The sequence below is a fragment of the Candidatus Neomarinimicrobiota bacterium genome, from assembly GCA_034716895.1.
GTDB lineage: Bacteria > Fidelibacterota > UBA8477 > UBA8477 > JABMPR01 > JABMPR01.
In genome coordinates, this window is record JAYEKW010000008.1 from 1 (window position 1) to 22,151 (window position 22,151).

Genomic DNA, 22,151 nt, shown 5'->3' on the forward strand with positions numbered 1-22,151 from the left:
ACTTTATAAGGACAGTTATTCGCACAATAACGGGTCCCGATACAACGGTTATAAGCCATCTCGTTGAGACCATCTTCACTGTGAGTAGTGGCTGCCACAGGACAAACACCTTCACAGGGAGCCATTTCGCAATGCTGACAAGCAACGGGCTGGAAGAGCATTTCAGGATCTTCCACATCACCACTGAAATAGCGATCCAGGCGAATCCAGCTCATATCGCGGCCATTGCTGACCTCTTCCTTACCAATAATGGGAATATTGTTTTCACTCTGACAGGCAATGGTACAGGCACTACAGCCGGTACAACTACTCAGATCGATGGCCATGCCCCACTGAACACCCTTGCTGTAGTCGTGCTCCTTCCACATGGTATAATCTTCCAGATCCTTTTTCTCTGCAAAGGCCATGGCAAAAGCCGGATCTTTCTGATAGTCATCCATAGTGCTTTCCCGCACGATGGTCGGTAATCTCTTCTGAATTGCATCCGCGGCCAGGGCTTCAGCGTCCATGCCATGATTATCCTGAACACAGGCTAAAACATGACTTCCGGGAACTTTTGCAGCAGTAAAGCCGGAGGCCATACTGGTGGCGGAGGTTTTCCTGAAGATATTTACATCAGAACCAACCCCTGTGGAAACACGACCGATGTCCCGGCCATAACCCATTTCCAGAACGATGGTGTTTTCAGCCAAACCAGGCAAAATCCAAACCGGTAGAATCAGGTCGGTTCCGGCATGACTGATCTTCAGACGATCTTCGTTTTTAACGCCCAACTCTCTGGCTGTATTGATACTGATCAGAGCTACATTATCCCACGTTACCTTGGTAATGGAATCTGGTAGTTCCTGCATCCAGCCATTATTTGCATAACGACCGTCATAATTGGAGAAAGATGCCGTAAAGACAACTTCCATGCTATTCAGAGAGGCAGTTGGAGCACTATATTCGCTCGATGTAACCACACTTTGTGCTCTGTCTTTATCAAAAGTGACTGTAGTTTCACGATTTACATCAGTAAACCCGTCATGCACCACACGACGCCAAGCTTTCTCGAAATTTCCCTTGGGGAGAATCTCAGCCCAGGTTTCCCGTACAAATGCGTAGGCCAAAACTTCCTCTTTGGAAAGCATGTCGGCCAAAACATCTATCGTGTTCTTGCCGTCAAAGAGGGGGGCAATCAAGGGTTGGATAATTCCGGAACCGCCATAACCGCAGACATCACCCCAGCTCTCTAGAAAATGAGCTTTGGGAATGTGCCAGGTTGTTTTGGAGGACGTTTCATCAACATGGGAACTTAAATGAACGGAGTAAGCAACTTTTTCCAGTCCCGCTACAAAATCAAGATCAACCGGAGCCTGATAAACTGGATTTCCCCCGAGAATAACCAGGGAGTTAACCTGACCCTTGTTCATTGCTTTTGTTAGCTCAACAAAAGAGGTCAGGTTTGAAACCTGCATGTCGGGGTTGAAAGTATAACTCACGGTTTTACTGGTATTCATCAAGGCGTCATTGATCAATGCTACCAAAGTGTGCACCTCAGCGGGTTGACGACGACCAGCCAGAACCAGAGACTCACCCTGGTTGGCGATCAGATCAGCAGCAACAGCTTTGAGCCACTTTTTGTCAAATTCTGAGTTGATTCGTGGTGCACTGAGACCAAGGCCTTGAGCACTAAGCTCTGCTGCCAGGGCGGCTGTAAACATGCCGACTTGTCCACTCTGAACCCGGAGACGATGATCTGCCATGCCACCTGTAATAGAATACGTTCCTTCTACTACATACAGACGATTCATACTGTCATGTTCAGACTGAACTTTCCGACGTGAAATAAAATCACGGGAATATTGAATATCATTACTGTCCATCTGCAGAAAATCTGCATCCAGGGACAGAACGACGTTTGCAGCAGTAAAATCATAGGTGGGGCGAGCCAGATAGCCGGTGGCAGCATTGAGACCGTTATAGATGTTCTCATCACTGATGCTATCATAGGTGACCCACTGAGCTTTGGGATATTTTTCCGAAAATGCTTTGGCAAGCCGCATCATGGAGGGAGAACTAAAGCCTTCTGACACGATAGCTAAACCTTCACCATCATTTTCGGCATACTTTTCAGCTTCCTTTTTCCAGGCTGCCCGGTAACTATTCCATTTGGAATTTTTACCATTACGCAAAACGACTTGTGAACGATCTGGATCGTAAAGATTGAGCATTTCTGCCTGCATGAAGACATTGGAAGAGCCTGCCGTTGCTGGATGGTTCTTGTTACCCTCTATCTTGGTGGGGCGACCTTCGTGACTTTCAACCAATAGTCCAAAGAACTCATTTCCAAATGGCATATTGGTAGCATAATATTGAGGTTTGCCTGGAATGATCTCTTCCGGCTTGATCACATAAGGAATGATCTTCTCAACCGGACGACGACAACTGGTTAATCCAGCCAGAGCCATTGATGCGCCCATCAAGGTCAAAAATTTTCTACGTGAAACAGGGTTGGTCAGCTCAGAGGCGCCTTCTGGGAATTCTCGTTGGGCCAGCTCCTTAAATTCCGGAGTCTCGGCCAGATGATCCAGGCTGCGCCAGTAGGCTTTACCCTGTGCATTGGTGTTTTTAGTCTGATTCATCGGTGACATCCTGTACAGTCTGTAATGGGAGCCTTAATATTTAACAGCTCAATTTGCCTGGCTGCGAATTCGGCTTGATTGGCTGGTGGGGTCCAGCTCATGTTGGTTATCTCGCTGGCGGGTCTAAGATGATCCTCGGGATTCCGATGACAGGTCAGACACCAACCCATACTTAACGGTTCTTCCTGCGAGACGATTTCCATTTCATCAATTTGTCCATGACAACTGGCACAGCCTACGCCGGCAGTAATATGGGCGGAATGATCAAAGTAAACATAGTCAGGAGACTTGTGAACCCGGATCCACTGCAGGGGGTAGCCACTCTTGAAACTTTCTTGAACGAGGGCCAGGTTTTCACTATCAGCCTTGATCATGTTGTGACAGTTCATACAGGTTTGTGTTGGAGGCAGACCAGCAACAGGAGAAGTCTCCGCGCCGGTATGACAAAAACGACAATCTAACCCAAGATCCCCGGCATGCACTTTATGGCTGTAGGGAACGGGTTGATTGGGACGATAACCAACATCGGTATATAGTGGAGAGGCATAGTAATCGACCAAATAGCCAATAACGGTAACCGTAATGACTAGACCTGCTAACACATATAACGGCGCTCTATTCGTCCATTTGGGGAATATCTGAGCCAAGATTTCTCCCTTTTTTTTTGACTTTATTGGGTTTATGCGGGGTAGCCACGGTTATCAGCTAGTCTGATTTTCCCTTGTTCCTTCCCCGCAATTAGTATCAAACATGATACATTCAGTCCTGTTCTATGGCAAGTAATTTGTGCCACCGCAGAATTCAATTGTTGGTTGATTTCCTTTCTTTGGCCGGACGGGGTATTGATTTATCATTTGGGGGCAATGGTGGTTGTCGGGAAATGGTTGTTGGGAAATGGTTGTTGGGACCGGTTGTTGGGACCGGTTGTTGGGACCGGTTGTTGGGACCGGTTGTTGGGACCGGTTGTTGGGACCGGTTGTTGGGACCGGTTGTTGGGACCGGTTGTTGGGACCGGTTGTTGGGACAAGGCATGCCTTGTCCCTACAACCGCCAACCACCAACCTACAACCGCCAACCGCCAACCTACAACCGCCAACCGCCAACCACCAACCGCCAACCACCAACCACCAACCACCAACCGCCAACCACCAACCTACAACCACCAACCTACAACCGCCAACCACCAACCGCCCCGTAATGATTCACCCCATCAATGTCCCCGCCCACGCATGGTGGGATCCAGTGCATCCCGCAAACCTTCGCCAAATAAATTAAAACCGATAACCATTACCGCCACAGCCAGGCCAGGGAAAACAGAAATCCACCATTCTCCCCGGAGATGCATGCGTCCAAAGGCAATCATGGATCCCCAACTGGGTTCCGGTGGCTGAGCGCCTAGACCTATAAATGACAAAGAGGCTTCAGCCATAACTGCACCAGCGATACTCATAGTAAAGGCCACAATCACAGGCGCGAGACTATTTGGAAGGACATGTCTCATAATGATTCGGCGTTTGGAATACCCTAGAGAGTAGGCTGCTGTAACATATTCCTGTTCAGCAATAGTGAGGACTTGTGCTCGCATAATTCTTGCCATACCTGGCCAGGATACCAATCCAATCGCCAACATGGCCACCTCGATACTGGGACGAGGAACCGCGGCTGTAATTCCAATCATAAATAACAGGGCTGGAAACCCAAACATTACATCAGTAAAACGCATAATAATAGTCTCCACCCAGCCCCGAAAGAAACCAGCCAACAAGCCTAAAATAGCACCCAGTATCAATGATATGGAGCTGGCAATGATACCCACCTTGAGGGATATTCGAGCACCAAAGATGATCCGAGACAACACATCCCGACCCTCTTCATCCGTTCCCAGCCAATGGTCTCCAGATGGTGGTTGCAAACTGATATCCAAATCAACATTATAGGGATCATACGGAGCAACCCAAGGAGCGAAAACCCCAACAAAGATCAACAATACCACCAGAAATAAACCAACCAGAGCTGTTTTGTCTTTGCGTAATTGACGCAGGGTTTCCTGGGTGATGCTACCGCGCATAGGTTTCCTTGTGTGTAATAATTAGCGGGGACGGTAGAGACGCAACGCATTGCGTCTCTACGAATTCGTGCCCAAAAAACAGTTTACCCATAACTATTTATTTATCCTTCCCAACCCGGATACGCGGATCAATCACACCATACAGGATGTCCACCAGGAAGTTGGCCGTGACAAAGATCAGAGCTGTTACCAAAACAGCTCCCTGAATCACAGGAAAATCCCGTTTCAAAATGGCATTCAAGGCCAGGCGACCAATCCCGGGCCAATTGAAAATCGATTCCGTGAGAACTGCGCCAGACAGATAGGACCCAAAGTCCACCCCAATAATTGTGATCACAGGGATCAGGGTGTTCTTAAGGGCGTGTTTTGTCACCACCATGAAATTTGATAATCCTTTGGCTTTGGCCGTCCGGACATAATCCTGAGATAACACTTCCAGCATATTCGCCCGGGTTACTCGTGCTAAAAAGGCGGCACTCCGGGTCCCCAGAGTTATTGCAGGTAAAACCAGATAGGGCAGACAGCCATAGCCCGTGAGATAGGGCCACCCCACCGCTCGCGCTCCAATCACCAGAAGCAAGCCAACCCAGAAAACCGGTGCCGAAACTCCAAGTAACGCAATTCCCATTGTTGTTCGGTCCAACCATGAGTGCGGTTTAATGGCTGAAAGAATTCCCACAGAGATTCCCAGCAGAATTGAGACAGTCATAGCGCCAACAGCCAAAAGCATGGTTGCTGGAAAACGTTCCATAATCATCTGGGTTACCGGTTTTTGAGAGACAAAAGAAACCCCAAGGTCACCATGAGCCAAGCCCCAGAGATAGTGACCGAACTGTTTCCAAAGGGGATCATTCAGGTGAAACTGTTCACGCAAACGCTCAAGCGTCTCCTCGTCATAGCGCTCCCCCACCATAGACAGCACGGGATCTCCTGGCACGATGTACATCAAAATGAAAGTAAGTAGAATAATGCCAAGGATCACCGGCACCAACTGGGCAAAGCGTTTGATGATGTATTGCAGCATTGGGGGGATATTAATGTTTCAGGGGGAATGGGGAAGGATAATTTCACTAAAGCACATCACGAAACCGCTAATTTCGCCAATTACACGAATGGCTAATAGACTCCTCTGGAACAAACCTGACATTGAGCCCAATCGAAATGTCTATCTCTGAGCAATAACCTTTGGCGTCGCTGAAAACAGGTTTTATGATGAGACTTTTTCATTAATCTGTACCCATGGCAATGCTGGATCAACCTTTTCTTCTTAAACTTCTATCAAGCTTTGTGATTGGCTCGATCTGGGTCACTGCCATTACCATTATCGCAGAAAGGTTTGGCAGCAAGATCGGTGGGTTTATCGGCGGGTTGCCATCCACCATTGTTATCGCCCTGCTCTTTATTGGTCTTTCACAATCCACGGAAGACGCATCTCAAGCTGCCGTCATGATTCCCCTGGTTATGGGGGTCAACGGCATATTTATCATGATCTATCTGACGCTGGTTCGTCGAGGATTAATCAAGGCTTTGAGTGCTGCTCTTTTTTTCTGGTTTATTGTTAATGGAATTATTGTCTGGCTCCAGCTGGATGGTCTTTGGTTCTCAATATTTGGCTGGCTAGTCATGTTGGGGACGAGCTATTACATTACTGAACATGTTATGGACATTGCCTCCAAGGGAGGTATTCGGGTTCCTTATACACTTCAACAAATGTTGACGAGAGGTCTTGTTAGTGGCTTTATTATTTCAATGGCTGTTCTGGTTAGTCGTCTGGCTGGTCCTGTTATTGGCGGAATTTTCTCAACTTTCCCGGTGATTTTTATGTCGACCCTGTTTATTACCTATCGCACAGGTGGAGCCGAGTTTTCCCGGGCAGTAGCAAAAACCCTTATGCTTAGTGGAATGATCAATGTGGGCGTATATGCCATTACGGCTCACTTTGCCTATCAATATTTTGGGTTGATGACTGGTACCCTTTTAACCATTCTTGTTTCTGCTGTATCTGCGTCTGGAACCTATCACATTATTCGTCGTCGAGTCTGATTCGCCCGTCAGCCAGTCGGCGATTTCCGCCTTTGTTTTAGCAGCAAGATCATGATAAGCGAATCTCCACCAGAAGATATACACTTTAATCTACACACCCTTTCATTTATTAAATCTTGCTTTCATTTCCAGAAAATTAATTACCTTAATTGCTGGATAATTTTGTGGCAGAAATGAGAAGGACACCATGACAGATATTGTGCAAAGTGGTTTCAATCGGGCTCAGCGTTTACTCTTAACCGTGGCGGCTTTTGTTGTGGTTATTGCCGGGTTGCGGGCCGCCCAGGAATTGTTGATCCCTTTTCTTCTCTCTTTATTTATTGCAATTATCGTTACCCCGCTTTTGAATTGGCTCCGCAGTAAAGGAATTCCCGTTTGGGCTGCGATCCTGATCATTCTTCTGGCTATTATCACCCTTGGCTTTCTCGTGGCTGTAATGGTTGGAACCTCGCTTACAGATTTCTCAAGCTCATTACCACGTTACCAAGAGGGCCTACGAGTAAAAATGGCTGAACTGCTTTCATTCTTTGAAGCCCGTGGTTTAAAAATTGTGGATCAAACTTTTATGGAGTTAATCGATCCCGGTGCAGCCATGCGTCTAACTTCAAGGTTGCTCACTGGAATGGGGAACCTGGTTGGTGATACTTTTCTGATCCTGCTGGTTGTGGTCTTCATGCTTTTAGAGGCCGCCACCTTTAACACCAAACTGGACAAAACCCTGATTTCAAATTCATCAAAGGTTGAACGCTTCAGCACCTTTATTGAGAGCATTAAACGCTATATGGTGATCAAAACCTACACGAGCATGGCTACCGGTGTTCTGGCCAGTATTTGGCTTACAATCCTGGGGGTTGACTATGCCTTGTTGTGGGGTTTATTCACCTTTATGTTCAACTATATCCCAAATATTGGCTCAATTATCGCTGCAATTCCACCTGTTCTTTTGGCTTTGGTTTTGCTGGGCCCCTGGACAGCCCTGGCTGTGGCCCTGGGTTATCTTGTTCTAAATATGACAATCGGCAGCTTCCTTGAGCCACGCCTCATGGGTAAAGGACTGGGGCTTTCAACCCTGATTGTTTTCCTTTCATTGTTATTTTGGGGCTGGGTCTTGGGTCCCGTGGGAATGATCCTGTCAGTTCCTCTGACCATGTCTATGAAGATCGCTTTAGCCAGTTTTGATGAAACCCAGTGGTTATCCACCATGCTGGGCGGCGGTTCACAGGTCAATAATAAATAATCTGATCTGTCATTTCTGTATGCATAGCTAGCCTGCATTATTCATGAATTATTGCCACGAAGACACTAAGTCACGAAAAGTATTAAAGTTATGAACAAGGTCATTTTAAACAGTATTATTTACATCTGTGAGTGATAATTTTTGATAAGCATATATTTTATTAAACTTTGTGTCTTGGTGACTTAGTGGCTATGAATTATTCAGGCTAGAGACGCAATGCATTGCGTTTCTACCATGGGATCACCGAAATATTTTTAACTGTAAAGCTGCCGTAAAACTTTCAAAGACTTCATACCTCTGGTTGATTCAATATGATGAAACGTATAACGCCACAGAAAATCCCAAAGGCGACGTCTCTCATTAGCGTTTAGATTTGATTTCTCAATGTGAGACCAGGGAAAATTTAAGATGTTTTGGACTACGTTTAGAATTGCCGTCGAGACAAAAATTGAATCCTGACCCGGCTGATGACATTTCACACATTCCAGATGCGGACTACCAATCCCTAACGACCCACCACTATCAAGGGATTCTCCGCAACTTGAACAGCGCCCTATATGGGGTCGATAACCCAACTCCTTTAATAGCTGGATTTGGAAAAACCAAAATGCTCGAGCGGAAGAGACTTCACCCAGGCTAAGCCTGGTTAAAGTATCTGCAAGTAGTTGAAACAGTTGGGGGTGACTTTCTTCGTCTTCAATAGATCTATCCAATAGCTCCACAACGACCTGTGCCAGCGTTAGCCGATCAAAATCATCCTCCAGACCAAAGAATCCATCAATTAGCTCGCCAGATTTGAACATTTGCAGGCCGGAGTTAGGTTTGTGATAGTAAATCACTTGGAGGTGACGGGTGGGCTGAAAAAGACCGGCGGCTTTACTTTTTGGCGTGCGAACCCCCTTCGCAATCAACTTTAAGCGACCTGATTCGCGTGAATACAGGGTGATTATCTTGCTTGTATCACCATGATTTAAGGTTTTCAGAACAATGGCTTCTGCTTTTTCAATCATTGTATAGTCTCGTATTTAATGCAACCACGGATTGCACGGATTACACAGATTAATTCTTATGGTTAAGTACGGATGTAGCGTGCTATGTCCCGACAAGCTACTCCTCAGCAGGACATTTCAGTCGGCGGACAAAGATTACAGCAGAAAGCATTGACAGGGATCCAAGGATAAAGACAGGGGTATAACCCATCCAGGCAATCACGAATCCGGACACCAGCGGAAACAGGGCTATGGTTAAATTGAAAGCGCCATTGATTCCTGAATAGAGCGCCCTGTTATCATTCTCAGAAATTTCAATTAAAACACCCCCTATGGCAATCTTACGGGCACTCATAGCCGCCCCACTTAAGAAAAAGACAATCAGAAAGATCGGTTCTGGAGCAAGAGCAGAAAATATCAATGCCAGCAGAGGTAAGGTGGCGCCAATGAGGATCCAGATCAAAAGGACCCCTTTGAAATGATGCTTTTTAACGATGCGGGACCATAAAACATTAGACAGGATCATACCGCTGATCTGAACCAGCAAAAAGTTGCCGATATCGACCATGCCCAGTGAATAGGTATCCCGTGCCAGAACCACATAGAAAGGAAGCAGGGTGGTGGCAAAACCGGTCAGGTTGTTCATGATGATATAGTTTCGCAGGTTGGCATCTTCCCTTAAATAACTCGGAATAAATTTTAGTATCTCCAGAAAGGTGCTGCTCTCAAAGCGGTTTTCTACTGGCTTTTCCCGTAAAGCAACGAATCCGAAAGTAGCTAAAAAAAGAGCTCCTGCGGCTGCTATAAAAAGAATTTCATAGTTTTGGGGATAAGTAAAGCGCTTAAGCAGTTCGCGAACGATCAAGGCTGAAAAGAGAACACCGATACTGACCAACGACTGGCGAACCACAAAAAAACGTTTTCGGGAGTTTCCGGCAATGCTTTTTCCAAGAATATCAGTGTAGGAAACGCCGGTAAAGGCACCTGATGTAGCAAAAATAAGCATCCAGCCATACACCATAAAAATAACGATCATTGGCTCTATTTCTGTAAATCTTGACAGGGTCCAGGCCACACCGCCCAAGGCAACCACTCTTAAATAGACCCCCAGCAACAGGTATGGTTTCTTGCGTGGTTTTGGCGTGAGAAATCCGGCAAAGATCAATTGGGTCAACATGGGCACGCCCACCATGATAGCAGTCAATATCCCAACATGAATTTGATTACCGCCAACCTTGAGGATCATACCCGGCAAGACTGTATTGATTTCAGTGAAAGTAGAGGTGAAAGCCAGCAAGGTAGCGTGCCAGATAAAGGCTTTGAAATTGTGTTTGGTGTGGTCCTGATTCATGCCGGCAAGATAGGAGGGGATCGGTTCAAGGGTTAGGGGATTCCGCCTCTGCTTTCAGCTACATCGCGACTAAAGGGCTCGCTATCACTGTCACCCCATTTAAAGAGTTGATATAATCCCAATCGCTTCTTTACCCAGAATCTTGATGTCGTTTTCAATTTCACTGCCATCCAGATCTTTGTCCGAAAACCAGCGTAATTCCAGGCTTTCTCCTGCATCCGGGGCGACTTCAAACGAAGCTGCTCTGGCGAAATAGATCATATCGATGTGCTGATGGAATGGGTTGATGTTTTCCAACAACAGGTGTCGAGGAGCCGGAATTTCCTGAGCGTTCTCAGACTGAATCGTGAGATCACCATGGATCAATTCAACATTCAAACCCGTTTCTTCCTTTACTTCTCGAACAGCAGCTATGTGAGGTAATTCGTCCCGATCAATATGACCACCGGGGGGCAACCACAATTTCAGGCTGCGGTGCAGATGCAAGAGGGTTTTATTTTGATATACTATAAATGTTGTGGCTGTAAAATGACGCGTAATTTCCATCGTTCTCCCGTGCTCCGGTTATAAGGCTGCAACGTGTGCGAGTCTGTGTAATCAACAAATAGTTAACTATCGCTTCAAACAGCTTTGTGTGCTTGCTGTCTGGGTGGATTCAATATAGGAAAAAGACCTCGACCCGTTTAGATTTTATGTCTTTATATAGGAGTTGTTTAAAAGTTTGATTCTCGCACTACAAAAAACATTGAATTCGTTGGTCTTTAGATTCATGACTATCTTGATCTTACCCCTCCTGGTAATTCAGAGTCAGCGGATTCATGTTAATCCTGAAACCCGTATGAAAGCTGTTTTTCTGATGAATTTCACTCAATATATCAGCTGGACAACCCTGGATACTGCAAAGGTTTTCACCATTGGTGTGTATGGCTTGGATGAGATCCTGTTGCCTTTGAAACAGCTGTCGCGAGAGAGAAGATCTGGTGGTCAGATCGTCAATGTTGAGCGTGTTTCCAGGGCTGAAGAGATCGAATTATGTGAAATTTTATTTGTTCCTTTTGCTCAAGCGGAGTCTTTTCATAAGCTGCGTCCAGATATCCCGCCAGAAAACATTCTGATCGTTGGTGAATCATTGGGTTTTGCGTCCAGTGATGGAGCTATCAACTTTGTTAAGCGAGATGGGAAAATCAAGCTGGAGATCAATCGGAAAGCGTTGTCTGATGCCAAGCTGTCTGCCAGTTCTCAACTTTTAAAGCTCGCTATTCTTGTCGGAGAAGAGGAAAAATTAAGTCGTGATTAGGTTTAGTGATCTATCCATTAAAGTCAAACTTGTCTCAATTCAGCTTTTTACAACGTTGTTTGTTCTGGTCTTTTTTGTTGGCATTTATCTATTTACTCAATACCGACAGTTTGAAGATACTTCTTTCAGTCGTTTGTCCACCTTGGGAGAGATTCTTGGTTCTAATAGTGTTTCTGCGTTGATGTTCTTTGACAATGAGGCTGCTGAAGATGTTTTGGAGTCATTGATTACCCAACCAGATATTCTAAATGCTGCTATTTATGATCACGAGGGCAAACTCTTTGCAACCTTTGATAAGCCGGATGTTCCTGCCTATCCCTTTTCAGGGATAACCGTTGAGCCTCGTATAGTGGGGGAGCACTTCTTCCTTTTTACCCAAAAGATCACTTTTGATAATCTGACGGTTGGCTGGATCACCCTTAGGTTGGATACTTCCAATCGAACAACCCAGTTGATTGAAGCGCTCTGGCAATCCCTTTTTATTTTTTCTATTGGCCTGGCTCTTGCATCACTGATGTCGATCCGCATTCAAAAACCAATTTCTGATTCTATTCTGAGCCTGGCCGGCATCACCAAAAAAGTTCGTGAAAGTGGTAATTATTCACTTCGGGTTGTACGAAAATCTCAAGATGAGATCGGCACCCTGGTAGACAACTTTAACGCGATGATGGAAAAGATCTCACATAATGAAAAACATCTTGAAGATCTGGTTGCTGAGCGAACCATGGAACTTGAAACGGCAAAAACAAAGGCGGAAGAATCAGACCATCTAAAGTCAGCTTTTTTGGCTTCCATGTCCCATGAGTTAAGAACCCCTTTAAATTCAATTATCGGCTTTACTGGAATTTTATTGCAAAAATTGGCTGGACCGCTTACTGATGAACAGAAAAAGCAACTGAGTATGGTCAAGGGAAGCGCCTCCCATCTGCTTGACCTTATTAATGATGTGCTGGATATTTCAAAAATTGAGTCCGGTCGCCTGCAGGTTTATGGAGAGGCTTTCAAAATAGATCTCCTGGTTATTATGACAGCGAGTGCCTTACGACCCTTTGCTGAGAAAAAAGGACTCACACTGGAGTATACTATAGCAAACGATATTCCTGAATTACACAGCGATAAACGCCGTCTCGAGCAAGTTCTTATCAATCTGATAAATAATGCCATTAAATTTACTGATGAAGGCTCCATAAAAATTGTCTGTTCTCGCCACGGAGAAAATCTCTCCATTGCTGTTATCGATACTGGACTAGGCATAAAAGAAGCTGATCAAGTACACATTTTTCAGTCTTTTCGACAGGTTGATACCGGGCTGGATCGTGTTAGAGAAGGTTCTGGGCTAGGATTGGCGATCTGCAAAAGGTTGACTGCGCTGTTGGGTGGAACTATTTCTGTTGAGAGTCAACCAGGGGTTGGCAGTACATTTACCGTTATATTACCCTTTAATTTGGAGACATGCCAGTGAGTATTCGGACACTTATTATCGAAGACAATGAGAACAATATGTATCTGACATCCTTTTTGTTAAGGAATAGTGGTCATGAGGTTTACCAGGCTTTTGATGGTCAAAAAGGTGTGGACCAAGCTCGTGATGTCATTCCGGACTTGATTCTTCTGGATATTCAGTTGCCAAAAATGAATGGATATGATGTTGCCCTGGCGCTGAGGGCTGACCCAACACTAAAAAACATACCCATTGTAGCCATTACCTCTTATGCCATGCCCGGTGACAAAGAAAAGGCACTTGAGGCTGGTTGTAATGGTTATATAAAAAAACCAATCAATCCGGACACTTTTATTGATGAGATCGAAAGCTATTTAAGGAAATCTTGACTTGAAGAAAATTTTGCTGGTTGATGACAAACCTGAAAATCTCTATTTTCTTGATACTCTTCTTTCCAGTAATGGCTTTGCTGTAGACCGTGCTTCAAACGGTGAACAGGCTCTTGATCTGGCCCGCAATAACCCACCTGATATGATCATTGCAGATGTGCTCATGCCAGTCATGGATGGTTTTGAGTTATGCCACAAAATTAAAACTGATACTTTATTAAAAAATGCCGCCTTTATCTTTTATACCGCCTCTTATCTTGATAAGGGTGATGAGGAGCTTGCTTTAAGCCTGGGGGTTGATCGTTACCTTTTAAAACCCCAGGAACCAGAAGTTTTACTTAGGGTTTTTAACGAGGTTTTTGATGAGCATGATGCGGGTAAAAAGAATGGTGTTATCCCTTTTCCACAAGAAAAGGATTATCTAAAACATCACGGTGAATCTCTGGTACGTATGTTGGAAAAAAAGATTGATACACTAAACAAAACTCAGCTAAAGCTGAAAGAAGAGATTGTTGTTCGCAAAAATACTGAAGAAAAACTTTCCGCGTTACTTCTTGAAAATGAAATCCTGTTAAAAGAAGTTTATCATCGGGCAAAAAACAACATGCAGGTTATGGTTGGCTTGTTTGATCTTCAATCAAGAAAAATGGGTGACCAGTCTGTTGAATCTGTTTTTGCCGAGATGGGTGACCGAATCTATAGCATGTCTTTTGTACACGATCTTCTTTTTCGTTCAAAAAGTCTGAATAATCTCAGCTTTGATTGGTTTATTACAAATTTTTCCCGTCAAATTATATCTCTGGATGAAACGGATAATACCAAGATTAATTTGATTTTTGAGATTGATCCCGTTCTGGTTAACATTCGGGTTCTTGTCCCGCTGGGTCTGGTCATTTATGAGATATTATCAAACACCCTAAAACATGCTTTCAGAAAGAGAGTTGAAGGACAAATCTTCATTAAGGCTTCTCTTAATGACGATGATGCTTTACTCTTAACAATTTCTGATGATGGTGTCGGTCTTGATCCTGATATTGACCTTTTAAAGAGCGAGACCCTTGGAATGTATATCATCCGTTCTGTTGTTGAGAACCAATTATTTGGAACCGTTCAAGTGGCTTCTGATACAGGCTTGACCTATACTATCTTCTTGCCAGATCTTCTCCTGAAGGATTAATGCTTTCCCTTTAAGGAGGGTTTTAATTATTACCAATTATTCATCCATAATTAATTCATTAAATATACTTAATTGTTCTAAATATTCTTTATAATATAGTTTTAATAACACGGTTCTAATAGTATATGTCACATACAACCACTCTAAATTCTTCACCCTTTAATTCTTTTGGATCATCTTTTTTTTTGAAACCTATACAGCAGGCGAGAGCGAGGGTATCTATAACTTTTTGCTTTAGACTTGATCAATAGTTTAAATTAAAACATCTTCTCTGAATAGTGTTAACTGGTAGTCGGCGTATTTATTGTTGGTGTTTTAACACCCTACCGATTTAATAGATAATTAAAATAGACTGGTAATTCGGCTTTGAATATCACCTGTTGTTTTGATTTTGGATGCAATACGGTCATGCTCCCCGCGTGAAGAGCCAGGCGCTTTATGCCTTTTGTTTTGTCACCATAAACTTTATCACCTGCCACAGGACAACCTATATCTGCAAATTGAACCCTGATCTGGTTCTTGCGACCCGTTAAAAGGTCAATTTCCACCAGGCTGAAGTGTTTACTTTCTCGGATCACCCTGTAGCCTGTTTTTGCCTGCTTGCCTTGCTTTGGATCATCTACAGCATACATCCGATGCACAGCATTCTCGGCCAGATAGGATGAAAGCACTCCTTCCTTTTCTGGCAAAATACCGTGTATCACAGCATAGTACTTTTTGGAGAATCCTGACCATTTATCTTGAAGAAACCGCTTGTCTTGCTCGCTTTTCGCAAAGATCAACACGCCAGACGTATCCCGGTCAAGACGATGAACGATATAGATGCGCTTGCGTGATTTTGCATTTCCTTTTCGGACATAATTGTTTAAAGCAAAATAGGCTGTGCGGTCTCTTTCCCTGGCGTTACTAATGGTTAAGAGACCACTGACTTTATCAACAACCAGAAGGTGATCATCTTCATGAAGGATAGTTAAACCCCTGGGTTGGTGTCGCTTTGAACGCCGCTTAACAGTTGACCGATCCATAAATATTTTCTTCTTGAAATGCTTTACCGTGCAGGCTTAGTCGTTTTCTTCGTTTTGATCCTGAGTTGCGTCTTCTTCTGGCAATACTTGATCTTCAGTGGCGTTTTGCGCTTGTCGGGCTTCTTCTTTCAGTCGGCGTTTTTCTTCCTTCTTTTTTTTCTTGGCGATATCTCTTTGGTGTTTAGCAAAAGCATAGTTTGGTTTAGCCATAAATCATCCTTTTTATTTTTTCAATTGTTAAAACCTGTTTTTCTACAAGTTGACAGATTCGATTTGTCTAATATGAAGGAATCTGTATTACTAAATTTAACTGCTGATGTTCTAAAATCGAGTTCTTTTGCATCAACTGATCAGATTTGTCTCTTGGTCATCGACCTGAAGATTGGAAGTAATCACGTTTGATGTAGAGATAGATAATAAAGCCCCACCAACTAGCAAGGGTAAGGGCGGTAACCAGGCTGGTTACCATACTAATCATACCTTGAGCTTCTACCCCTAATAAATTCCCATAATCATTTACGATGTTGGCGTTTGCCTGTCCGTCAAATAAATACAAAATTCTGTCTAGTGTATAAACAGCAGCTCCCGCGATCATTATTTTCAACCCCCATGGTTTTGCGCCCCACAAGCCTGTCCCCATTCCTATGTAAAGACCGATAAAAAGCAAATGGTAAAAGATGGCAACTGGACCAACGCGAACTTCCCCAAACAATGAAACGCCTGATGACAACGATGACATTTCGACCAGTCCTGAAATAAAGAAAAAGAAAGCGGCCGTACGCATGGTAAAACGCGACCCATGAACTGGTGATTTGACCGTATTGGTTGCTGGTGGATGAACCCACTTGCCGTTCTTCTTTTCAGCAAAACAAAAGCGACAAAAAATTGCATCTGACTGGATCTCTTCTGCGCAGTAAGGACATTTCATCTTTTGCATCTCCTTCATTCGGCTAGAGTATAAACTTTTCACGGTTGTTTACCTGCAAATAAGATTTGGAAATATTCACATCAGGCGGATTGAGGAGAAATATTGGTCGGCAACCTTAATTTCAATCTCTTTAATAAATATCTGTTCAGGGGTGTTGGTTTTTGCTAATATTTTACGCTGTTAATTATTAACTGAAGTAAATAAGGCGTCATGCTTGATGACATCAACCAAAAAATCCCTCACGCTTCTCTTTGGCCTCGTTTTAGCGGGGTTCCTTTGGTTTGTGGTCTATCTAACCCTGCTTCCTTTATCTGAATACCTGGTTGGCCTTTTACCGGTAGATCGACATGGACATTTGGGTGAAGCTCTGGCTTTCTTTATTTATGATGCTCCTAAAGTGCTTTTGCTGCTGGCTGGGGTTGTTTTTATTATGGGTATCATAAATACCTGGTTTACCCCGGAACGTACGCGCTCTCTTTTGGCTCATCGTTCTAAAGGTTTTGCCAACATTCTGGCTGCTTTGCTTGGAGTGGTTACCCCTTTTTGTTCCTGTTCCGCGGTTCCGCTCTTTATAGGATTTGTTCAAGCTGGAGTTCCCCTTGGGGTTACTTTCTCATTTTTAATTGCTGCCCCCATGGTCAACGAAATTGCTCTGACTCTCTTGTTTGGACTTTTTGGCTGGAAGGTGGCTCTGTTATATCTGGGTTTGGGACTGTTGATCGCCATCGTTTCCGGCTGGGTAATGGGTCGTCTTCATCTCGAACAATATTTGGAAGAATGGGTTCAGAACATTCCTAAAAAGGCTGTCTCTTTTGAATCGATCCCGTTGACTTTTTTTGAGCGTATTGACTTTGGTTTTTCGGCAGTAAGGGACATTGTTGGAAGGGTCTGGATTTACATCTTTTTTGGAATTGCGCTTGGTGCTGTAATACATGGTTACATACCTGAAGCTTTCATGGCTTCTTTCATGGGAGAAAAGGCTTGGTGGTCAGTCCCCCTTGCTGTAATCATTGGTGTACCCATGTATAGCAATGCAGCGGGTGTTATACCTGTTGTTCAGGCGCTCTTGGCAAAAGGAGCGGCCATGGGTACGGCCCTGGCTTTCATGATGAGTGTTGTGGCGCTTTCACTGCCAGAACTAATCATTCTGCGGAAAGTTTTAAGCGTACGACTGATTAGTATTTTTGTCAGTACTGTTGCCGCTGGTATTTTGATGGTGGGGGTTGTTTTTAATTTGGTTCTTTGATGTTTTTAACCACAGAGATACACAGATTCATGCAGATATTCCTTTTGGTGCTTGGGAATAGTTCAAATATACAATGTTTTTCTAGTCAGCTTATATAGGAGCGTTATGATAAATGTAAAGGTTTTAGGCGGGGGTTGTGCCAAATGCCAGGCAACTTATAAACTTTTCAATCGGATCATTGCGGAAAAAGGGATGGCTGCAATGCTTGAAAAAGTAGAAGACATCCAGGAGATCATGGCTCACGATGTAATGAGTACTCCTGGGGTTGTGATCAATGGAATAGTTGTGCACCAGGGAAGTGTTCCGTCCTCGGAGCTGGTTGAGTCCTGGCTTGTCGAGCCTTAGTCCGCATATTTCATGAGGAAGTGCAAAAGCAATTATAATATGCTGTGTTTACGTAAGTTACACAATAATATCAAAAATTCACTTTGTACCGGAGGTCGTTCTGACGCTGGAATTTTGATTTCTGACAAGGCGAGAGGATAAATCATCCGCAATCGGTCTGTATGACCGCTGAGGACGGATTTGCTCCGAAGAACGCAGTTAGAAAATAAAAGGACAAGTCAGATTGTGCTGCTTCATGAAATATGCGGGTTAGGTCTTGGAATACTGTCGGTATCATCTGAAGGACAACACCATCGTCACTGGGCATTTTTGATTCTTATTCTATTTTTTTTTGCCGCAAGCAATTCATCTATTCTTCGTTTAGTCTCATCTTATTCCGGTTTGTTGCTTTGACGTTTTGATTCGACACTTTGTCTTTTTTCGTCCATGCTTTGATTTCTATCAGTCCTTGTGCCAAGCTGAATGGTTGTAAATATTCTGTCCACTCCCATTGCATGTACTTTCTTTTGGCATTGCTTAACGATATTTAACACATCATTCCAGGATCCTTCAATATTGGATCCATTGGCATGCAATTCATATTTTAACCCAGATTCACATATTATATCTGTACAGGCAGCGATATATTTTGAAAGAGATAAACCACTATTGATTGGCACCAGGGTAAAACTCAATATTGTGTTCATATAACTTTAGTTCCTGTCTTTAACTATTTTCAAATTCGGTTTCTAATCTTTTTTTCCAATGTTTGGCGATCTCGAAAAAAGTCCCTCTCGCAAAGCGCGCAGAGACGCAGAGTATAGATATTTATGGGTTTAGCAGTATTTGCGTTATGTGGTCAATATTAAATGAGTTAGGGCGTATTTGATGATTTTTAAATTACTTTTTGCGGTTTCGTCAATGTTTGACTAATTCACTTTTTCGTTTATTGTCCACACTCTAATTTTAAAGCTTTATCTATAATTTTGTACCCCTGTTTTGCAATTCGGTTCTCATTTAACAAAAAATAAACCATAATGGGTGTCTTGTAGTTGCTTATCGCTGCGCTTAGTGTTAAAATTACTATTCAATTACTGTTTTTACAATACGTCTATTTTTTTCTTTGAAGAGGTAATGTAGTCGTTGTGTTCAGTTCTGGTTTTATTGTTGACCTTTTAAGAAGAAATATTATTACACTTTTGTTTTAGAATATTCGTACAGAAAGTAATCTGTTTTATGCATTCCCAGTTTCTCATACGTTTGTTGTGCCAGTATGTTTTCCTTTTCCACATATAGCCGTAATCCGGCGATAGCGCTGTTAGATTCAACTCTATCTAAAAGATAACGGTAAAGTGCTTTGAAAAGGCCCTGGTTGCGATATTCTTTTTCTACATAGACACTCTGGATCCACCAGAAGTGGCCATTGCGCCAATCACTCCACTCTGTGGTAATCATAAGACAGGCTCTCGCCTTTCCGGCGTGCTCAACAACCAGGTAAAATCCTTTGAGGGGATCCTCAAACACTGCCTGAACGCCTTCTTTTAACTTTATTGGTTCTAGGTCAAGATCTTCTGTCTCCCGAGCCATGGCAGCATTAAAACGGACTATTTCAAGAATATCCTCGCGAGTGGCATCTCTAACACTAAAATCTGACACGGAGTCAAACTTTCTTCTTTGGTTTAAATCCAATACGGTCATAAGGATTTATCACACTTGATATCATATTTCTCAGGTGGGCATTAATCCTTTTTAAATATCTAAAGTATAAAGCGAATACAGCCACGCTTGAGCAGTTCAGTTCATCGTTTTTTCCAGTGACCAGTTTTTTAATATAGGTATCACAGGTTCTGCCTACTGCTTTAGTTGCAGAGTAAATCTCCAGTGCCAGGTCTACATCTCCTTCTTCGATGCATTCCGGCGCCTTGGAAAACATCTCTTTGATGGAAACTTCAATTTCGTGAAGAATATTTTCCATTTCCCCGCCACTAAACTTTCCTGGATGCATTTCGGTCAGGTCTACAATATTTTTTATATAGTCACCGATCCGTTCAACATCCACTACCACTGTAGAAAGAACCAGTCCAGCCGCAATGCTTTCCCCGCCTTGCACAGAAATATGTGTTACTACTTTACGCCTGATGTCTCTTTCATATTTATTTATAAGTTTATCTTTTTTAAATATCAATTTCTGAACTGATTGTACATTATCGCCCCAGAGGGTATCCACTGCATCGCGAAACATTTCTGCATCTATATTGATCGCTTCATAGGTCATGATCCAAGCTTCGCTTAATAAATTATCCATGGACCATAACTGTTTTATCTCTTTCCACATAGAGTCACCTTTAGGTTTGTTTAATTAGAATACCATAAAAAGGATTGGTATGAAATGTAAAACAATATATATACTGATAAATAGTATTAATTTATTTCTTGATCCTGATACAAAAACACTGGTTTTTTCTGCTAATATTATGGGGATAAACCTGAGGGGATAGAAGATCATTATTCCAAAAATATTAAAAGTTAAATGTGCAAAAGCAGCGGTGACGGCTACTGGATGACCGGTTGCTAAAGCAGCCAATAGGGCTGTGCCAGTTGTTCCGATATTCGCACCCAGTGTGTACGGGAATATTTTTTTTAATTTTACAATTCCTGCTCCGGCCAGGGGGACTATCAGTGATGTTGTAACAGAGCTGCTTTGTACTATAAAGGTCATCATCATACCCCAGAACATTCCCAGTGCATCATTCTTAAAGAGATATTTATTTATGATAAGCTCAATTTTATTGACCACCAGGGATCTGATCATCTTAATCAAAAAAGCAAGTGCTGCAAACATCCCAATAATTGAAATGATCAATAATATTATTTCTTTAAAAGGCATTGATACTATCAGCCCGTCAATAAAATGAATGACCGGGTTTAAGATAGCCTTTAAGGGGTTGAACATTTTCATCCCGCCAACACCCTCAAATCTCACATTTAGAAAAATAGCGACTTTTTGAATTATGTGATATTTAATTTCGATGGGGAATAAAACTATTACAGCACTAATATTGTAGTAATCGTGTACTATGCCAGCGGCAAACGCTCTTTTAAACTCTGCTTTACGACCTACATGGCCAAGTGAAACCAAAGTATTCGTTACCGTTGTGCCAATATTTGCACCCATAATAATGGGTATGGCATTTTCAAGATTTACCACTCCACCTGCAACCAATCCAACCACTATTGCTGTTGTAGTTGATGAACTTTGAATAAGAGATGTGGCAACAATTCCAATTAGCAGACCGGCAAAAGGATTTGAAGTAGTTTGAAGCATTGCTTCGGCAAACTCTTTACCGAAAAGCTTAAAACTATGTCCTAGCAACTTAATACTAAGCAGGAATAGATAGATCGTGATAATTACAATGATTATTTTAATAATCTTTTGGCGCAGTTCCGGATTCACAATAACTCCTTTAGAATTGTGAAAATTAATGGAGCAGGTCAAAATGTTTTGCCAAAAATTATTCCTTTGGCTGATTCAAAGTAATATCATCTTTGTGTCAATCAATGGTTTTATTTTGTTTTGAAACTGGTGTTTTATTTTGATACTTTGACGTTGCTCAGTACAGGCAAGCTCACTACAAACTTTCGAGCTGAATGTATTTCGATTCAGATATATCCACTTTTAATAGAATCACGTCACAAATCATAAACTCAAACCACTTTGCTTCCAACTACCGTATAGAGGCTGTGTGAGAATAGGGACAACGCTTACCCCATGCTTTAGCATGGGGGGTATGATAACCCACTGATTCTTTGGGCTTTAGCCCAGTATTGTTGGGCTAAAGCCCTTCTTTTTGATATTTTTATAACCCCCAGGCTGAAGCCTGGGGGAAGTATCATTATTAACAGCACCATAGGTAGATAACCAAAGCTAATGTTAGAAAGTAATTATTCCGGCGCAATGAAGTTTTCACACAGCCTCTATACCCTTATATCCCTAACATCCTCGTCTACAGGT

At 43.0% G+C, this 22,151-nt stretch carries 23 protein-coding genes; 9 read left to right on the top strand and 14 right to left on the bottom strand.

Annotated features, from left to right (window positions below):
* Together U9Q77_00605 and U9Q77_00610 are read right to left on the bottom strand one after the other, a co-directional pair.
* Positions 1-2,624 (bottom strand): TAT-variant-translocated molybdopterin oxidoreductase (locus tag U9Q77_00605; protein ID MEA3285861.1); only part of this gene is annotated, 2,624 nt, incomplete at its 3' end.
* Positions 2,621-3,226 (bottom strand): cytochrome c3 family protein, encoded by a 606-nt coding sequence (locus U9Q77_00610; protein MEA3285862.1) that lies wholly within the window; start codon positions 3,224-3,226, stop codon positions 2,621-2,623. The genes U9Q77_00610 and U9Q77_00605, both read right to left, overlap by 4 nt.
* Positions 3,227-3,396: 170 nt before the next feature.
* Here U9Q77_00610 and U9Q77_00615 point away from each other — a divergent pair, with 170 nt between their 5' ends.
* Positions 3,397-3,822 (top strand): hypothetical protein, encoded by a 426-nt coding sequence (locus U9Q77_00615; protein ID MEA3285863.1) that lies wholly within the window; start codon positions 3,397-3,399, stop codon positions 3,820-3,822.
* Between the two features lie 12 nt (positions 3,823-3,834).
* Here U9Q77_00615 and U9Q77_00620 read toward each other — a convergent pair whose 3' ends face one another.
* A complete protein-coding gene (locus U9Q77_00620; protein ID MEA3285864.1) occupies positions 3,835-4,692 on the bottom strand; it encodes an ABC transporter permease in 858 nt (285 codons plus the stop codon).
* Positions 4,693-4,789: 97 nt separating this feature from the next.
* Positions 4,790-5,716: an ABC transporter permease gene (locus U9Q77_00625; GenBank protein MEA3285865.1), complete on the bottom strand. Its 927-nt coding sequence runs from the start codon at positions 5,714-5,716 to the stop codon at positions 4,790-4,792.
* A 221-nt stretch (positions 5,717-5,937) separates the two neighbouring features.
* Between U9Q77_00625 and U9Q77_00630 the strand changes: the two genes are divergently transcribed.
* A complete protein-coding gene (locus U9Q77_00630) occupies positions 5,938-6,735 on the top strand; it encodes a DUF3147 family protein (GenBank protein MEA3285866.1) in 798 nt (265 codons plus the stop codon).
* A 187-nt stretch (positions 6,736-6,922) separates the two neighbouring features.
* Positions 6,923-7,972 (top strand): AI-2E family transporter, encoded by a 1,050-nt coding sequence (locus U9Q77_00635; protein ID MEA3285867.1) that lies wholly within the window; start codon positions 6,923-6,925, stop codon positions 7,970-7,972.
* Between the two features lie 254 nt (positions 7,973-8,226).
* Here U9Q77_00635 and recO read toward each other — a convergent pair whose 3' ends face one another.
* The 3 genes from recO to U9Q77_00650 all read right to left on the bottom strand — a co-directional run bounded on the left by recO (position 8,227) and on the right by U9Q77_00650 (position 10,858).
* A complete protein-coding gene (gene recO / locus U9Q77_00640) occupies positions 8,227-8,982 on the bottom strand; it encodes a DNA repair protein RecO (protein MEA3285868.1) in 756 nt (251 codons plus the stop codon).
* Between the two features lie 97 nt (positions 8,983-9,079).
* Positions 9,080-10,312: an MFS transporter gene (locus tag U9Q77_00645; protein ID MEA3285869.1), complete on the bottom strand. Its 1,233-nt coding sequence runs from the start codon at positions 10,310-10,312 to the stop codon at positions 9,080-9,082.
* A 99-nt stretch (positions 10,313-10,411) separates the two neighbouring features.
* Positions 10,412-10,858, bottom strand: a complete 447-nt coding sequence (locus U9Q77_00650) for an NUDIX domain-containing protein (GenBank protein MEA3285870.1) — start codon at positions 10,856-10,858, stop codon at positions 10,412-10,414.
* Between the two features lie 223 nt (positions 10,859-11,081).
* On the opposite strand from U9Q77_00650, the gene U9Q77_00655 reads away from it, so the two are divergent.
* Genes U9Q77_00655 through U9Q77_00670 form a run of 4 tightly spaced genes read left to right on the top strand, consistent with a single transcriptional unit; the run spans position 11,082 to position 14,616 of the window.
* Positions 11,082-11,609 (top strand): YfiR family protein, encoded by a 528-nt coding sequence (locus U9Q77_00655; GenBank protein ID MEA3285871.1) that lies wholly within the window; start codon positions 11,082-11,084, stop codon positions 11,607-11,609.
* Entirely contained in the window at positions 11,602-13,071 is a 1,470-nt protein-coding gene (locus U9Q77_00660; GenBank protein MEA3285872.1) for an ATP-binding protein, read from the top strand. Before U9Q77_00655 ends, U9Q77_00660 begins: the two co-directional genes overlap by 8 nt.
* The gene (locus tag U9Q77_00665) at positions 13,068-13,439 is read left to right on the top strand and encodes a response regulator (GenBank protein ID MEA3285873.1); all 372 of its coding nucleotides are present in this window, start codon (positions 13,068-13,070) and stop codon (positions 13,437-13,439) included. The genes U9Q77_00660 and U9Q77_00665 overlap by 4 nt, the downstream gene beginning before the upstream one ends.
* 1 nt (position 13,440) lies before the next feature.
* Complete coding sequence (locus U9Q77_00670) at positions 13,441-14,616, top strand: response regulator (protein ID MEA3285874.1); 1,176 nt, start codon at positions 13,441-13,443, stop codon at positions 14,614-14,616.
* A 323-nt stretch (positions 14,617-14,939) separates the two neighbouring features.
* Here the strand turns inward: U9Q77_00670 and U9Q77_00675 are convergent, their stop codons facing one another.
* The 3 genes from U9Q77_00675 to U9Q77_00685 all read right to left on the bottom strand — a co-directional run bounded on the left by U9Q77_00675 (position 14,940) and on the right by U9Q77_00685 (position 16,578).
* On the bottom strand, positions 14,940-15,641 hold the full coding sequence (locus U9Q77_00675) for an RluA family pseudouridine synthase (protein ID MEA3285875.1): 702 nt from the start codon (positions 15,639-15,641) through the stop codon (positions 14,940-14,942).
* Positions 15,642-15,677: 36 nt separating this feature from the next.
* Entirely contained in the window at positions 15,678-15,851 is a 174-nt protein-coding gene (locus tag U9Q77_00680) for a hypothetical protein (protein ID MEA3285876.1), read from the bottom strand.
* 157 nt (positions 15,852-16,008) lie between these two features.
* Positions 16,009-16,578 (bottom strand): hypothetical protein, encoded by a 570-nt coding sequence (locus U9Q77_00685; GenBank protein ID MEA3285877.1) that lies wholly within the window; start codon positions 16,576-16,578, stop codon positions 16,009-16,011.
* Positions 16,579-16,786: 208 nt separating this feature from the next.
* Here U9Q77_00685 and U9Q77_00690 point away from each other — a divergent pair, with 208 nt between their 5' ends.
* Together U9Q77_00690 and U9Q77_00695 are read left to right on the top strand one after the other, a co-directional pair.
* Positions 16,787-17,815, top strand: coding sequence for a permease (locus U9Q77_00690; GenBank protein MEA3285878.1), 1,029 nt, complete (start codon positions 16,787-16,789; stop codon positions 17,813-17,815).
* 105 nt (positions 17,816-17,920) lie between these two features.
* Positions 17,921-18,160 (top strand): thioredoxin family protein, encoded by a 240-nt coding sequence (locus tag U9Q77_00695; GenBank protein MEA3285879.1) that lies wholly within the window; start codon positions 17,921-17,923, stop codon positions 18,158-18,160.
* Positions 18,161-18,531: 371 nt separating this feature from the next.
* Here U9Q77_00695 and U9Q77_00700 read toward each other — a convergent pair whose 3' ends face one another.
* The 4 genes from U9Q77_00700 to U9Q77_00715 all read right to left on the bottom strand — a co-directional run bounded on the left by U9Q77_00700 (position 18,532) and on the right by U9Q77_00715 (position 21,593).
* Positions 18,532-18,846: an MTH1187 family thiamine-binding protein gene (locus U9Q77_00700; protein MEA3285880.1), complete on the bottom strand. Its 315-nt coding sequence runs from the start codon at positions 18,844-18,846 to the stop codon at positions 18,532-18,534.
* Between the two features lie 484 nt (positions 18,847-19,330).
* Positions 19,331-19,795, bottom strand: coding sequence for an N-acetyltransferase (locus U9Q77_00705; GenBank protein ID MEA3285881.1), 465 nt, complete (start codon positions 19,793-19,795; stop codon positions 19,331-19,333).
* A 4-nt stretch (positions 19,796-19,799) separates the two neighbouring features.
* A complete protein-coding gene (locus U9Q77_00710) occupies positions 19,800-20,474 on the bottom strand; it encodes a PhoU domain-containing protein (GenBank protein ID MEA3285882.1) in 675 nt (224 codons plus the stop codon).
* A 24-nt stretch (positions 20,475-20,498) separates the two neighbouring features.
* A complete protein-coding gene (locus tag U9Q77_00715; protein MEA3285883.1) occupies positions 20,499-21,593 on the bottom strand; it encodes a Na/Pi symporter in 1,095 nt (364 codons plus the stop codon).
* Positions 21,594-22,151 lie beyond the last annotated feature (558 nt).

Bases quoted from the DNA above. Each gene is read 5' to 3' on its own strand.
- U9Q77_00615 (MEA3285863.1), top strand. From the start codon at position 3,397: ATGGCAAGTAATTTGTGCCACCGCAGAATTCAATTGTTGGTTGATTTC.
- U9Q77_00620 (MEA3285864.1), bottom strand. From the start codon at position 4,692: ATGCGCGGTAGCATCACCCAGGAAACCCTGCGTCAATTACGCAAAGAC.
- U9Q77_00625 (MEA3285865.1), bottom strand. From the start codon at position 5,716: ATGCTGCAATACATCATCAAACGCTTTGCCCAGTTGGTGCCGGTGATC.
- U9Q77_00630 (MEA3285866.1), top strand. From the start codon at position 5,938: ATGCTGGATCAACCTTTTCTTCTTAAACTTCTATCAAGCTTTGTGATT.
- U9Q77_00635 (MEA3285867.1), top strand. From the start codon at position 6,923: ATGACAGATATTGTGCAAAGTGGTTTCAATCGGGCTCAGCGTTTACTC.
- recO (MEA3285868.1), bottom strand. From the start codon at position 8,982: ATGATTGAAAAAGCAGAAGCCATTGTTCTGAAAACCTTAAATCATGGT.
- U9Q77_00645 (MEA3285869.1), bottom strand. From the start codon at position 10,312: ATGAATCAGGACCACACCAAACACAATTTCAAAGCCTTTATCTGGCAC.
- U9Q77_00650 (MEA3285870.1), bottom strand. From the start codon at position 10,858: ATGGAAATTACGCGTCATTTTACAGCCACAACATTTATAGTATATCAA.
- U9Q77_00655 (MEA3285871.1), top strand. From the start codon at position 11,082: ATGACTATCTTGATCTTACCCCTCCTGGTAATTCAGAGTCAGCGGATT.
- U9Q77_00675 (MEA3285875.1), bottom strand. From the start codon at position 15,641: ATGGATCGGTCAACTGTTAAGCGGCGTTCAAAGCGACACCAACCCAGG.
- U9Q77_00680 (MEA3285876.1), bottom strand. From the start codon at position 15,851: ATGGCTAAACCAAACTATGCTTTTGCTAAACACCAAAGAGATATCGCC.
- U9Q77_00685 (MEA3285877.1), bottom strand. From the start codon at position 16,578: ATGCAAAAGATGAAATGTCCTTACTGCGCAGAAGAGATCCAGTCAGAT.
- U9Q77_00690 (MEA3285878.1), top strand. From the start codon at position 16,787: ATGACATCAACCAAAAAATCCCTCACGCTTCTCTTTGGCCTCGTTTTA.
- U9Q77_00695 (MEA3285879.1), top strand. From the start codon at position 17,921: ATGATAAATGTAAAGGTTTTAGGCGGGGGTTGTGCCAAATGCCAGGCA.
- U9Q77_00700 (MEA3285880.1), bottom strand. From the start codon at position 18,846: ATGAACACAATATTGAGTTTTACCCTGGTGCCAATCAATAGTGGTTTA.
- U9Q77_00710 (MEA3285882.1), bottom strand. From the start codon at position 20,474: ATGTGGAAAGAGATAAAACAGTTATGGTCCATGGATAATTTATTAAGC.